This is a genomic window from Xanthobacter sp. 91 (genome assembly GCF_000702385.1).
In the GTDB taxonomy this organism is placed as follows: domain Bacteria; phylum Pseudomonadota; class Alphaproteobacteria; order Rhizobiales; family Xanthobacteraceae; genus Xanthobacter; species Xanthobacter aminoxidans.
On sequence record NZ_JNIB01000001.1, the window covers coordinates 2,099,578 to 2,113,145 of the forward strand.

General features: G+C 69.1%; 11 protein-coding genes. 6 read left to right on the plus strand and 5 right to left on the minus strand.

Features of this window, described 5'->3' with window-relative positions:
• The first annotated feature begins 106 nt into the window (after positions 1-106).
• Entirely contained in the window at positions 107-1,399 is a 1,293-nt protein-coding gene (gene otnK / locus A37E_RS0110010) for a 3-oxo-tetronate kinase (protein WP_029556454.1), read from the plus strand.
• Positions 1,400-1,550: 151 nt separating this feature from the next.
• Here otnK and A37E_RS0110015 read toward each other — a convergent pair whose 3' ends face one another.
• The 3 genes from A37E_RS0110015 to A37E_RS0110025 form a co-directional block, all read right to left on the minus strand.
• Positions 1,551-4,760: an efflux RND transporter permease subunit gene (locus A37E_RS0110015; protein WP_029556455.1), complete on the minus strand. Its 3,210-nt coding sequence runs from the start codon at positions 4,758-4,760 to the stop codon at positions 1,551-1,553.
• 233 nt (positions 4,761-4,993) lie between these two features.
• Entirely contained in the window at positions 4,994-6,283 is a 1,290-nt protein-coding gene (locus A37E_RS0110020) for an efflux RND transporter periplasmic adaptor subunit (RefSeq protein ID WP_081837532.1), read from the minus strand.
• Between the two features lie 26 nt (positions 6,284-6,309).
• Entirely contained in the window at positions 6,310-7,152 is an 843-nt protein-coding gene (locus A37E_RS0110025; RefSeq protein ID WP_029556457.1) for an alpha/beta hydrolase fold domain-containing protein, read from the minus strand.
• Positions 7,153-7,303: 151 nt separating this feature from the next.
• On the opposite strand from A37E_RS0110025, the gene A37E_RS0110030 reads away from it, so the two are divergent.
• On the plus strand, positions 7,304-8,224 hold the full coding sequence (locus tag A37E_RS0110030; protein WP_029556458.1) for a LysR family transcriptional regulator: 921 nt from the start codon (positions 7,304-7,306) through the stop codon (positions 8,222-8,224).
• On the opposite strand, the gene A37E_RS26860 is transcribed toward A37E_RS0110030, so the two are convergent.
• Positions 8,202-8,372 carry a hypothetical protein gene (locus A37E_RS26860; protein ID WP_156026278.1) on the minus strand — a complete coding sequence of 57 codons (171 nt, stop codon included), beginning with the start codon at positions 8,370-8,372 and terminating at the stop codon, positions 8,202-8,204. The genes A37E_RS0110030 and A37E_RS26860 overlap by 23 nt on opposite strands.
• 35 nt (positions 8,373-8,407) lie before the next feature.
• Positions 8,408-9,070: a sulfite oxidase-like oxidoreductase gene (locus tag A37E_RS0110040; RefSeq protein ID WP_029556459.1), complete on the minus strand. Its 663-nt coding sequence runs from the start codon at positions 9,068-9,070 to the stop codon at positions 8,408-8,410.
• Positions 9,071-9,190: 120 nt separating this feature from the next.
• Between A37E_RS0110040 and murB the strand changes: the two genes are divergently transcribed.
• From murB to ftsA, 4 genes are all read left to right on the plus strand, one after another.
• Positions 9,191-10,150, plus strand: coding sequence for a UDP-N-acetylmuramate dehydrogenase (murB, locus tag A37E_RS0110045; protein WP_245279307.1), 960 nt, complete (start codon positions 9,191-9,193; stop codon positions 10,148-10,150).
• 97 nt (positions 10,151-10,247) lie between these two features.
• Positions 10,248-11,177 carry a D-alanine--D-alanine ligase gene (locus tag A37E_RS0110050; protein WP_197022953.1) on the plus strand — a complete coding sequence of 310 codons (930 nt, stop codon included), beginning with the start codon at positions 10,248-10,250 and terminating at the stop codon, positions 11,175-11,177.
• Between the two features lie 176 nt (positions 11,178-11,353).
• Complete coding sequence (locus A37E_RS0110055) at positions 11,354-12,172, plus strand: cell division protein FtsQ/DivIB (RefSeq protein ID WP_156026279.1); 819 nt, start codon at positions 11,354-11,356, stop codon at positions 12,170-12,172.
• Positions 12,169-13,494 carry a cell division protein FtsA gene (gene ftsA, locus A37E_RS0110060; protein ID WP_024281276.1) on the plus strand — a complete coding sequence of 442 codons (1,326 nt, stop codon included), beginning with the start codon at positions 12,169-12,171 and terminating at the stop codon, positions 13,492-13,494. Before A37E_RS0110055 ends, ftsA begins: the two co-directional genes overlap by 4 nt.
• Positions 13,495-13,568 lie beyond the last annotated feature (74 nt).

Sequence of the window (13,568 nt, forward strand, 5' to 3'; positions counted from 1 at the left end):
GGGCGGGCTCTTCCCTGTGGCGTCGCTTGGCGCTCTAATCGAAACGATTAAGGCAGGCCCGACGAAAAGGCCCACGCCCCAACAGAAGCAGCCCAAGGGATTTCGTATGCCCCTCACCCTCGGCGTCATCGCCGACGACTACACCGGCGCCTCCGACCTCGCGAACACGCTGTCAAAGGAGGGCGTGCGCACTGTCCAGACCATCGGCGTGCCAGACGCTGCGCTGGCGCTGCCCGATGCCGATGCGGTGGTGGTCTCGCTGAAAAGCCGATCCATCCCGGCGGACGAGGCGGTGGCGCAGTCGCTGGCGGCCTATGCGTGGCTGAAGGGGCGGGGCGCGTCCCACATCCTGTTCAAGGTCTGCTCCACTTTCGATTCCACCGACGACGGCAATATCGGCCCCGTCACCGACGCCCTGCGCCTCGCCACCGGCGCCGCCATCGTGCCGGTGACGCCAGCGTTTCCGGAGACCGGGCGCACCGTCTACATGGGCCACCTCTTCGTCGGCGACGTGCCGCTGAACGAGAGCCCGCTGAAGGACCATCCCCTTAATCCCATGACGGATTCGGACCTGAAGCGCGTGCTCGCCCGCCAGAGCGTCGGCCGGGTCGGGCTGGTGCCGCTGAAGGATGTGGCGGCGGGGGCTGCTGCGGTGTCCGCCCGGCTGGAAAAGCTGGCGCTGGAGGGGCGCACGGCGGCCATTGTCGATGCCGTGTTCGACCGGGATCTGGAGGCGGTGGGCATCGCGGCGGCGGCCCTGCCGCTGTCCACCGGCGCCTCGGGCCTCGGCCTTGGACTGGCGCGGGCGCTGATCGCGGACGGGCGGGTGCTTCGGCGGGAGAGTGATGGCGCGGCGCTGGCGGCCGGCATCGGCGGATATGCGGCGGTCGTTGCCGGCAGCTGCTCCAAGGCGACGCTGGAGCAGATTGCCGTCGCCGAAGGCCAGATGCCGGTGCTGCGGCTCTCCGCCGAACGGCTTGTCACCCACCCCGAGGCGGAGGTCGCCGCCGCGCTGGAGTGGGCGAAGTCGCGCCTCGCATCCGGGCCGGTGCTGATCGCCGCGAGCGGAGCGCCCGAGCAGGTGGCCGAGGTGCAGGCCCGTTTCGGCCGCCATGCGGCGGGCGTCGCCGTCGAGCACGGCACGGCGGCCATTTCCGAGGGGCTGGTGGCGGCCGGCGTGCGCCGCCTCGTGCTGGCCGGCGGGGAGACATCGGGGGCGAGCGTGGACCGGCTGAAGATCCCCGCCTTCCTTGTCGGCCCCGAGATCGCCCCCGGCGTGCCCTTGCTGCGCACCGAGGGCCAGCCGGGCGAACCCATGGTGCTGGCGCTGAAGTCCGGCAATTTCGGCGGGCCGGACTTCTTCGCGAAGGCGCTGGGGATGATGGGCGAGGGTCACTGAGCCCCGGCTCCCCTCTCCCCTTGCGGGAGAGGGGTTGGGGGTGAGGGGGTTGGTGCCGCAATCCCGGCGCTGGGCGGGGGAGGGAATACCCCTCACCCCGGCCCTCTCCCGCAAGGGGAGAGGGAGTTTGTTCAAGCGCCTGCGGGAGGGACTACTCCCCCGGCTGAAGCGCGTGGGGCGCGGGAGCGGCCGGCGTGCTCCCCACTGTCCCGTGCCCGTGCTGGGTGAGCGGCCGGTTGCCGGCCAGCCCGCGCAGCATCACGTAGAAGACCGGCGTCAGGAATATGCCGAACACCGTCACGCCGATCATGCCGGCGAACACCGCCGTGCCCATGGCCTGCCGCATCTCCGCGCCCGCGCCGATGGAGGTGACGAGCGGCACCACGCCCATGATGAAGGCGAGGGAGGTCATCAGGATGGGCCGGAGCCGGAGCCGGCTCGCTTCGATGGCCGCCTGGACCGGGGTGCGGCCCTCGAATTCCAGCTCGCGGGCGAATTCCACGATCAGGATCGCGTTCTTCGCCGAGAGCCCCACCAGCACCACGAGGCCGATCTGGGTGAAGACGTTGTTGTCCCCGCCCGCGAGCCACACGCCGGTCATGGCGGCGAAGAGGCCGGTCGGCACGATCATGATGATGGCGAGCGGCAGCATCAGGCTTTCGTACTGCGCCGCCAGCACCAGGAAGACGAGGAAGATGGCGAGCGGGAACACGAACACCGCCGAATTGCCGGCCAGGATGTCCTGATAGGTCAGCTCGGTCCATTCGAAGGAGAAGCCCTTGGGCAGCGTATCCTTCGCGATGCGCTCCACCGCCTGCTGCGCCTCGCCCGAGGAGAAGCCGGGCGCGGCGCCGCCGTTCACGTCGGCGGAGAGGAAGCCGTTGTAGCGCATGGCCCGCTCCGGCCCCGCCGATGAGCGCACCTTGAGCAGCGCGGAGAGCGGGATCATCTCGCCGGTCTGCGAGCGCACCTTCAGCGTGCCCACGTCTTCTGCCCGGGCGCGGAAGGGGGCGTCGGCCTGGACGCGCACCGTGTAGGTGCGGCCGAACTTGTTGAAGTCGTTCACATAGGACGAGCCGAGATAGATCTGCATGGTCTCGAACACGTCGGTGACGGCGACGTTCAGCTGGCGCGCCTTCACCCGGTCGATGTCGGCGAAGAGCTGCGGCACGTTCACCTGAAAGGAGGAGAACAGGCCGGCCAGCTCCGGCGCCTGCCGCGCCGCCGTGAGAAAGGCCTTGGTGGCCTCGTCGAGGGCGGCATAGCCGAGGCCGGCGCGATCCTCGATCTGGAACTTGAAGCCGCCGATGGTGCCGAGCCCCTGCACCGGCGGGGGCGGGAACATGGCGATCATCGCATCGGGGATGCCGGCGAACTTGCCGTTCAGCTTCATGGCGATGGCATTGCCGTTCAGCGACGGGTCGCGGCGTGCCTCGAATTCGTCGAGACCGACGAAGACGATGCCGGAGTTGGACGAGTTGGTGAAGCCGTTGATGGAGAGGCCGGGGAAGGCGATGGCCGACTTCACGCCCGGCTCCTTCAGGGCGATGTCGCTCATCTTGCGGATCACCTCCTCGGTGCGGTCGAGGGTGGCGCCGTCCGGCAGCTGGGCGAAGCCCACCAGATACTGCTTGTCCTGCCCCGGCACGAAGCCCGGAGGCACCGCCTTGAACAGCACGCCGGTCAGAGCGACGAGCACGATGTAGAGGCCGAGCATCAGCACCTTCTGCCCGATCACCCGGCGCACCACGCCGCCATAGGCGCCGGAGCCGCGCACGAACGCCTTGTTGAAGCCGCGGAAGAACCAGCCGAACAGCCGGTCCATGACGCGGGTGAGCCAGTCCTTCGGCGCGTCGTGACCCTTCAGCAGCAGCGCCGACAGAGCGGGCGAGAGGGTCAGCGAGTTGACGGCCGAGATCACCGTCGAGATGGCGATGGTGAGGGCGAACTGCTTGTAGAACTGCCCCGTGAGGCCGGTGATGAAGGCGAGCGGCACGAACACCGCGATCAGCACGAGGGCGATGGCGATGATGGGGCCGGACACCTCCCGCATGGCCTTGTAGGTGGCCTCGCGGGGGGAGAGGCCGCCCTCGATGTTGCGCTCCACATTCTCCACCACGACGATGGCGTCATCCACCACGATGCCGATGGCGAGCACCAGGCCGAACAGCGTCAACGCATTGATGGAGAAGCCGAACACGTACATCACCGCGAACGTGCCGACGATGGAGACCGGCACCGCGAGCAGCGGGATGATGGAGGCGCGCCAGGTCTGGAGGAACACGATCACCACCAGCACCACCAGAGCGATGGCCTCCAGCAGCGTGTGGATCACCGCCTCGATGGAGGCGCGGACGAACTGGGTGGTGTCGTAGACGATGGAATAGTCCACGCCCTCCGGCATGTTCTGCTTGATCTCCTCCATCACCCGCCGCGTGTCGTCGGCGATGCGGATGGCGTTGGAGCCCGGCGCCTGGAAGATCGGCACCGCCACCGCCTGGGTGTTGTTGAGGAGCGAGCGCAGGGCATATTCGGACGCGCCAAGCTCGATGCGCGCCACGTCCTTCAGCAGCACGATCTCGCCGTTGGTGCCGCTCTTCACCACGATGTTGGCGAACTCCTCCTCGTTGGCGAGGCGGCCCTGGGCGTTGATGGAGAGCTGAAGATCGAGACCCGGCGCACCGGGGGAGGCGCCGACCACGCCGGCCGCCGCCTGCACGTTCTGGGCGCGGATCTCCCGCACCACGTCGGCGGCGCTAAGGCCATGCTCGGCCACCTTCTGCGGGTCGAGCCAGATGCGCATGGAATAGTCGCCGGCACCGAACAACTGCACCTGCCCCACGCCGTCGATGCGGGCGAGGCGGTCCTTCACGTTCAGCACCGCGTAGTTGCGCAGATAGGTGGTGTCGTAGCGGTTGTTGGGGGAAATGAGGTGAACCACCATGGTGAGGTCGGGCGAGGACTTCACCGTGGTGACGCCGAGACGTCGCACCTCTTCCGGCAGGCGCGGCTCCGCCTGGGAGATGCGGTTCTGCACCAGCTGCTGCGCCTTGTCCGGGTCGGTGCCCAGCTTGAAGGTGACGGTTAGCGTCATGATGCCGTCGGTGGTGGCCTGGCTCGACATGTAGAGCATGCCCTCGACGCCGTTGATGGATTCCTCCAGCGGGGTCGAGACGGTTTCGGCGATCACTTTGGGATTGGCGCCGGGATAGGTGGCGCGCACCACCACCTGCGGCGGCACCACCTCTGGATATTCCGAGATGGGCATGGCCCGCATGGCGATGAGGCCGGCAAGGAAGATGAGGACGGAGAGCACGCCGGCGAAGATCGGGCGGTCGATGAAGAATCTGGACAGGTTCATGGAACCCTCCCGCCTCGGGGCGGCTGGATGAAAGGGGCGGAACGCGGGACGCAACCGGCCGTCCCCGCAGCGGTCTGCGCGCGGGATCGGTCCGGCAATGGGGGTGAGGGGCTGCACCGGACGAGGGGGCGTTTACGTCCGGCGCAGCCCTCTCCCGACCCCCTCCGTGCGGGGAGGGGGCGAGGCGAATTCGCTGGAGGCCTCCCCGGTTAGGACCGGGAAGGCGGCTCGTGTCAGTTCGTGCGGGTCGTCGCTGCCTCGCTCACCCGCATGGGGACGGGCTCGGGCGTCACCGCGGCGCCGGGGCGCACGCGATGCAGGCCGTTGACCACCACGCGCTCGCCCGCCGACAGGCCGTTGGTGACGACGCGCAGGCCGTCCACCGGGGCGCCGAGCGTCACCTCGCGCCACACCGCCTTGTTGGAGGCATCCACCACGAAGACGAACTTCTTGTCCTGGTCCGTGCCCACGGCCCGCTCGCTCACGAGCACGGCAGGCGCGGCCTTGGGCTGGCCCATTTCCAGCCGCACGAACTGGCCGGGCAGGAGCCGTCCGTCCGGATTGGCGAAGCGGGCGCGGACGCGGACCGTGCCGGTGCGCGGATCGACCTGGTTGTCCACCAGCTGCATGACGCCTTCCACCGGCGGCGTGCCGGCGGCGACGGTCATCAGCACCGGGATCTGGTCGAGCCGGTCGGCGACGTCACCGCCGCCACCGAGCCCGGCGAGGGCGCGGGCGACGGTTGCCTCGTCGGCGCTGAAGCTGGCGTAGATGGGATCCACCGAGACGAGGGTGGTAAGGACCGGCGCGCCGGGGCCGGCGGCCACGAGATTGCCCACCGTGATCTCCGACTTGCCGACGCGGCCCGCCACCGGGGCGCGGACCTTGGTGTAGGAGAGATTGAGCTTCGCCGCGGCGAGCTTCGCCTGCGCGGCCCGGAGCCCGGCCTCGGCGGCGCGCTGGCCGTTGAGGCGCTCGTCCAAAGTGCTCTGGGAGAGCGTCTTGGTGGTGAACAGCTTCTCGCCGCGTTCCAGCTCGTTGCGGGCGAGTTCGAGCCGCGACTGGACGGAGGCGACCTGCGCCTCGGCCTCGGCCACGTCGGCCTCGTAGGGCTCGGAATCGATGGAGACGAGCAGTTCGCCCTCCCGCACCAGAGCGCCCTCGCGGAAATGCACCGCCTTGATGGCGCCGGCGACGCGGGAGCGCACTTCAACCCGCTCCACCGCCTCCAGACGGCCGGAGAAGGTGTCGAACAGGCGGGTGTCGCGCTGCTCGACGGTGGCCACCGAAACCGGCACGGCTGGCGGAGCCGCCGCCGCAGCAGCGGCGGGCTTGTCGGCGTGGGCGCCGCCCTCCTTGGGCAGGCCATAAAGCACGCCGAACACCGCGAAGAGCGCGGCGGTGCCGAGCAGCAGGGCTTCCCGGAGACGGGACTTCTTCGCGGCGGGCTTGGTGGAGGCGGACTCAGGGGTGGGGGGCGTGTCGTTCGGGGCGGAAGTCTGGGCGGAAGTCTGGGCGGTCATGGGGGCAGTCCTTGGCGGTCGGTCTGTCAAAGGACGGCCGGATCGGCCTTGAGCCGACCGGACCGTGAAGCGGGACGCGTGGAAACGAAGAAATCGCGGAACAGGTCGCGCATGGCGCCCGTCCAGGCGGCCGGTTTCGGCGCCGGACACGAAATGCTGTCGGGCCATTCGGTCGGCCCCGGCAGGATGTGCACGCAGGTCGGCACGCCGGCCGAGGCGAGCGCATCGGCGTAGCGCCGGCTCTCGTCGCACATGGGGCAGTCCTCCGCGCTCACCACCAGAGCCGGCGGCAGAGCGCCGAGGCGGGAGGAGGCGAGGGGCGCGGCATAGGGATGGGCGGCCTTCTCGGGCGAGCCGAGATAGGTCTGCCAGCCGTCCGCCCACTTGCAGCCGCAGCTGCCGGCATCGGCGCGGCGGATGGAGGCGGTGGCGAGGCTGGGGTCGAGCATGGGCGAGACGAGGATCTGCCCGGCGATGGGAGGGGAGCGCTGGTCACGCGCCATCATGGCGAGGCCGGCGGCGAGGTTGCCACCCGATTCCTCCCCGGCGAGATAGAGCGGCGCGCCGCGCCCCGCGAGGGCGGCCCGGCGGCGGTAGACATCGGTGACGGCGGCAAAAAGCGCGGTGAGGGCGAAGGGGAAGGGGTGCTCGCAGGCCAGCGGATAATCCGCCGAGACCACCACCGCCCCGGCCGCCGCGAGGATGCCGGAGATATAGGCCCCGCACTCCAGCGTGCCGCCAGTGAAGGCGCCGCCGTGCAGGTGGAAGACGAGCGGTGCATACCCCTTCTCCGGCCGCGACCCATAGAGCCGCGCCGGCAGCGCGCCGGTCCCGGTCTCGAGGGTGATGGTCTGGCTGGTCGGGGTCATCTGTCTCGTCCTTTTGGGCGGTAAGCCATTCCCCGGCTCTCACGCCCTTGTGCGATGCGGAAACCATATTGGCGATCTAGAAGGGGATAAATCGCCAGTTCGTGAGTTCATTGTTCATGATTGGGAACAATGACGCATTCAAGGGCCTCGCATGGACCAGCTTGCTGCAATGCGCGCATTCACCCGGGTTGTGGAAACGGGCAGCTTCACCCGCTCCGCCGACCTCCTGAGGATGCCGAAGGCGACGCTCACCAAGCATATCCAGACGCTTGAGGGGCACCTGCAGACCCGCCTGCTCAACCGCACCACGCGCCGGGTGACGGTAACGCCGGACGGGGCGGCCTATTACGAGCGGGCGCTCGCCATTCTCCACGACATCGACGAACTGGACGGCTCTCTCTCCTCCGCGCAGGCGGTGCCGCGCGGCAAGTTGCGCATCGACATCTCGCCTTCGCTGGCGACGCGACTGCTGATGCCCGCCTTGCCGGATTTCCTGGAGCGCTATCCCGACATCGCGCTGGACGTGGGGTGCACGGACCGGCCGGTGGACCTCCTGGGCGAAAACGTGGACTGCGTGATCCGCGTCGGCGAGATCCAGGACCCGAACCTCGTGGCGCGGCGCATCGGCGTCCTGCGCTTCGTCACGGCGGCGTCGCCCGGCTATCTCGCGCGCTACGGCACGCCCCGGCATCCCCTCGATTTCGAGGAGACGCACAAGCTCATCCGCTACTTCAGTCAGCAGAGCGGCCGCTACCACCCCTTCGACTTCACGCGCGGCGACGAGGTGGTGGAGCTGACCGGGCGCTACAGCGTCGCCACCAATGACGGCAACGCCTATATCGCCGCGGCATTGGCCGGGCTCGGCGCGGTCATGTCACCGGTGTTCCAGGTGGAGGAGCACCTCGCCTCGGGCGCGCTGGTGCCCATCCTCACCGACTGGGGGGCCGGAGAGATGCCCATCCACGTGGTCTATCCGCCGAGCCGCCACCTCACCAGCCGGCTGCGCGTGTTCGTGGACTGGGTGGCCGAACTCTTCGCCCGCTCCGAGGTCACGCGCCGCCGGGCGGCGTGAGGGTGGCGCGGTCGGTGTCTTCTTTCGAGCTTCCTTTCACGCCGTCATCGCCCGCCTTGTGCGGGCGATCCACGGTGGAGCGAAGCGGGTGCTGGACGCCCATCACCGGACGACTGGCGGGGTGGATGGCCCGGACGAACCGGGCCATGACAGTCCTGCGGGGATCGTTCGGACGGTAATTCCTCAATCGTCCGAATAGCGCTGCTCGGCCCACGGGTCGCCGCGCATGTGGTAGCCGCGCTCTTCCCAGAAGCCGGCCTTGTCACGGGCGATGAACTCGATGGCCTTGATCCACTTGGCGCTTTTCCAGAAATAGAGGTGCGGCACCACGAGGCGCGCGGGGGCGCCGTGTTCCTGCGTCAGCGGGCGGCCTTCCCAGCTGTGAGCGATGAGGGCGTCCTCGGAGGCGAAGTCGGCCAGCAGGAGATTGGTGGTGTAGCCGTCATAGCTGTGCAGCATCACCGCCGTGGCGTGCGGGGCGGGGCGCACGGCTTCCAGCAGGTCGCGGGTCAGCACCCCTTCCCAATTATTGTCGTAGCGCGACCAGGTGGTCACACAGTGGATGTCGCTGAGGCTGCGGCTCTGGGGCAGGGCGGAGAACGCCGCCCAGTCCAGCGAGAGGGCGGTCTCCACCGCGCCGGTCACGTCCAGGCGGAAGGATTCACGCGTCACCACCGGCTGGAGCCCGAGGTCGAGCACCGGCCAGTCGCGCACCAGATGCTGGCCGGGTGGCAGGCGTTCGGCGTCCGCGCGGGCGACGCGGCCGGTGAGGAAGCGGCCTTCCTCGGCCCAGCGTTGCTTGGTGGTGGTGAGCTTGGTGTCGGGGGGAAGCGCGTCTTCGCTCATGGTGGGCAGCTCCAGGCGAACGGAGCCGCATGATGCCACGGCCGTGGCCATCGGGAAATCGCCCGGCTTGCCCTGTCGCCGCATGTGTGGGAGAGGCACGCCCGAAGGACCGGTGACACCATGAGCATGGCCGAGACCAGCGGGGCGGCCCCCGCCGCATTCCCTGATCTTCTGCCCGCCTTGCGGCCGCTCCTGCCGCAGCTGCGCGGCACGCTCACCGCCAATGCGCCGCTCGCCGATTTCAACTGGTTTCGGGTCGGTGGCCCCGCGCAGCTCCTGTTCCTGCCGGCCGATGCCGACGACCTCGCCTATGTCCTGGCCCATATCCCGGCTGATCTTCCGGTGACGGTGATCGGCCTCGGCTCCAACCTCATCGTGCGCGACGGCGGTGTGCCCGGCATCGCGATCCGCCTCGGCCGTGGCTTCACCGACGTGAGCGTCGATGGCACGCGCATCGTTGCCGGCACCGGCGTGCCGGATGTGAAGGTGGCGCGCGCGGCAGCTGATGCGGGGCTCGCCGGCTTCTCCTTCCTGCGTGGCATCCCCGGCGCCATTGGCGGCGCCCTGCGCATGAACGGCGGCGCCTATGGCGGCGAGACCAAGGACGTGCTGGTGGAGGCGGAAGGCGTCACCCGCGCCGGGCAGAAGGTGCGGTTCACCAATGCGCAGATGGGATTCACCTACCGCCATTGCGGCGTGCCGGACGACGTGATCTTCACCCGCGCCACCTTCGAGGGCCGCCCCGGTGATCCCGCGGAGATCGCGGCCGAGATGGCCAAGATCACCGAAAGCCGGGAGGCGACCCAGCCCATCAAGAGCCGCACCGGCGGCTCCACCTTCAAGAACCCGCCGGGGACCAGCGCCTGGAAGCTGGTGGACGCCGCCGGGTGCCGGGGGCTCACCATCGGCCGCGCGCAGGTGTCGGAGCTGCACACCAACTTCCTCATCAATCTCGGCGGCGCCACGGCGGCGGAGATAGAGGGGCTGGGCGAGGAGGTGCGCCGGCGGGTGAAGGACAATTCCGGCGTGACGCTGGAATGGGAGATCAAGCGCATCGGGCTTCCGCTCTCCCCCGTCTGAGCCATTAGCAAAACCTAAAACCGGACCGCGCCATGGTGCTGGCGCAAAGCTGCTCTCTTCAGAGCAGGCGCCGGCGCGCGCCGGTAACGGAACGGGAATGACGTCGATGGCCAAACACGTGGCGGTGCTGATGGGCGGATGGTCCTCCGAGCGGGAGGTCTCGCTCAATTCGGGCGCCGCCTGCGCCGCCGCTCTGGAAGGCGCCGGCTACCGCGTGACGCCGGTCGACGTGGGCCGCGATGTCGCCGAGGTGCTGGCGCGTCTCAAGCCGGACGTGGTGATCAACGTGCTGCACGGCGCGCCGGGCGAGGACGGCACCATCCAGGGCATCCTCGAAATCCTGCGCATTCCCTACAGCCATTCCGGCGTGCTGGCCTCGGCGCTGGCCATGGACAAGGCGCAGGCGCGCATCATGCTGGCCGCGGCCGGCGTGCCAGTGGCCAAGGGCGGGCTGGTCAGCCGGGCCGCGGCCGCCAAGGCCCATGCCATGGAACGGCCCTACGTGCTGAAGCCCAATACCGGCGGCTCCAGCGTCGGCGTCTTCATCGTGCGCGAGGACCAGGAGCACCCGCCGCAGGAATTGACGCGCGAGGACTGGACCCTCGGTGAAAATCTTCTTGTGGAGGAATTTATTGCCGGGCTCGAGCTGACCTGCGCCGTGATGGGCGACAAAGTCTTCGATGTCATTGAAATCGAATCGACCCAAGCGTTTTACGATTACGAAAGCAAGTATGCACCGGGCGGCTCTCGTCACATCCTTCCCGCGCGCATTTTACCCGAAATTTACCAACGGGTGCAGATGTTAAGCCTCACGGCGCATCGAGCTCTCGGGTGCCGGGGGGTGTCGCGGAGCGATTTTCGCTTCGACCCGTCGAAGGGCGATGCCTCTGGCCTCGTCTGTCTCGAGGTCAACACCCAGCCCGGCATGACGCGGACGTCTCTGGTGCCAGAACTGGCCGCTCACGCGGGCATCTCATTCGGCGAGCTTGTGACATGGATGGTGGAGGACGCGTCGCTGGATCGCTAGGACCCCGCCCCGGCGCGGGCAGGCGACCCCCGCAGCGCCCCGGTGCAGGCTATGGCGCAAGGCCCGATGCCGCGCCCCGCGCCCCGGCGCCGCCCCCCGGGCGGCACAAGCGCCTCGCCATCGATCCCCGGCCCGCCAGCCGCCTCGCCCTTTTCCTGCGCCGCCTGTCGGTGCGCATGTCCACCTCGCGCTTGGGCCGGCGCAGCGCCAGCCTCCTCGCCATCGCGGTGATCGGCGGCTTCTCCGCCTACGGCACCGTGCTCGGCGGCCATGTGGAGGAGGCGAAGGGCATCGCCATCGACGTGGCGGACGCCGCCGGCAACCTCGCCGGCTTCAAGGTGAAGGAAGTCAACATCTCCGGGCACAATCACGTCACGCCGGCACAGATCCTGGAGACGGCGGGCATCAAGTCCTCCACCTCCATCCTGTTCCTGAACGCGGACGAGATGCGCGCCCGGCTCGAATCGCTGCCGTGGATCGCCAGCGCCAGCGTGCGCAAGTTCTATCCCGACCGGATCGAGATCGCGGTCTCCGAGCGCCAGGCCTATGCGCTCTGGCAGATCAACGGCGAACTCAAGGTGATCGCCCGCGACGGCACGCCCATCGCACCCTATTCGGACGATCCGCGCTACGTGCAGCTGCCCATCGTGGTGGGCGAAGGCGCGCAGAATCATGTGGGCGAGATCGTCGACGTGCTCGCCCGCCTGCCCGCCCTCAAGGAGCAGGTGCGCGCCGCCATCTTCGTCGCGGAGCGACGCTGGACGCTGAAGACGCGCAACGGCATCGACGTGCGCCTGCCGGAAGAGAATCTGGAGGGGGCTCTCGTCGCCCTCATGGACCTCGACCGAGAGAAGAAACTGCTCAGCCGCGACATCACCATCGTCGACCTGCGCCTGCCGGATCGCGTGGTGGTGCGCCAGTCCGACGCTGCCGCCGCCGCCCGTGCCGAAATGCTCAAGGCCCGCGCCAAGTCAAAGAAGGGAGGCCCCGCATGAGGGGACGGCTCGCCCAGGGCTTCGCACCCAAGATGCGCCCGCTGCCGCCGAAGAAGGGCGGCATCGTCGGGGTGCTGGACATCGGCACCAGCAAGGTGGTCTGCGCCATTGCCCGCCTGAAGCCGCGCGGCGCATCGGACGTGCTGACGCGCCGTACCCACGCCATCGACGTGCTCGGCATCGGCCACACCCGTGCCCACGGCATCAAGGGCGGCGCGGTGGTGGACATGGCCAAGGCGGAACTCGCCATCCGCCAGGCGGTGGACATGGCCGAGCGTGCCTCGGGCGTGCAGATCGCCTCGGTGGTGGTCGGCGTTTCCGGCGGCCGGCTCGCCTCCCAGCATTACGAGGCCGCGGTGCGCCTCTCCGCCCCGGCGGTGGAGGAATTCGACATCCGCCGCGTGCTGGAGGCCGCCTCCACCTACGCGGTGGGCGACGGCCGCGCCGTGATGCACGCGCTGCCGGTGGGCTATTCGCTGGACGGCCGGCGCGGCATCGGTGAGCCGTGCGGCATGCTTGGGCGCGAGCTCGGCGCCGACATGCACGTCATCACCGCCGACCTCACCGCGCTGAAGAATCTCGTGCTGTGCGTCGAGCGCTGCCATCTCTCCATCGAGGCCATGGTAGCGGCGCCCTACGCGGCGGCGCTGTCCTCGCTCACCGACGACGAGATGGAACTGGGCGTCACCCTCATCGACATGGGGGCTGGCACCACCACCTTCTCCATCGTCGCCGGCGGCCATTGTCTCTACGTGGACGGCGTGGCGCTGGGCGGCCAGCACATCACCAACGATGTCGCCCGCGGGATGCCCGCGCGCCTCGCCGATGCCGAGCGCCTGAAGGCGCTGCACGGGGCCGTGGTGGCGGTCTCCTCCGACGACCACGACATGCTGACCGTGCCGCCCTTGTCGGGTGATTCGCGCGACCAGCCGCACATGGTTCCCAAGTCCCGGCTCGTCACCATCGTGAAGCCGCGGGCGGAGGAAATCGTTGAACTGTTGCGCGATCGCCTCAGGGCCTCCGGCCATGCCGGGGATGCCGGCCGGCGCATCGTGCTCACCGGCGGCGCGGCGCAGCTTCAGGGGCTTGCCGATCTCGTGGCGCGGGTCATCGGCCCGCAGGTCAGAATCGGCCGCCCGCTTGGCGTTTCCCGTCTTCCCGAGGCTGCGCGCGGCGCCGCCTTCGCGGTGACGGCAGGTCTTCTCGTCTATCCGCAGGTGGCAGGGCTCGAACACTTCGAGCCGCGCCGGCGGCAGGCGGCAGTGGGCGAGGGACCGGGCTATTTCGGTCGCGTTGGCCGCTGGCTGAAGGACAGCTTTTAGACATGGTTAACGAAAGCTGCCGTAACAAAGAGGTCATCAAGGATTCGCGAGCGGCGGACAGGGCCGATCGGGAC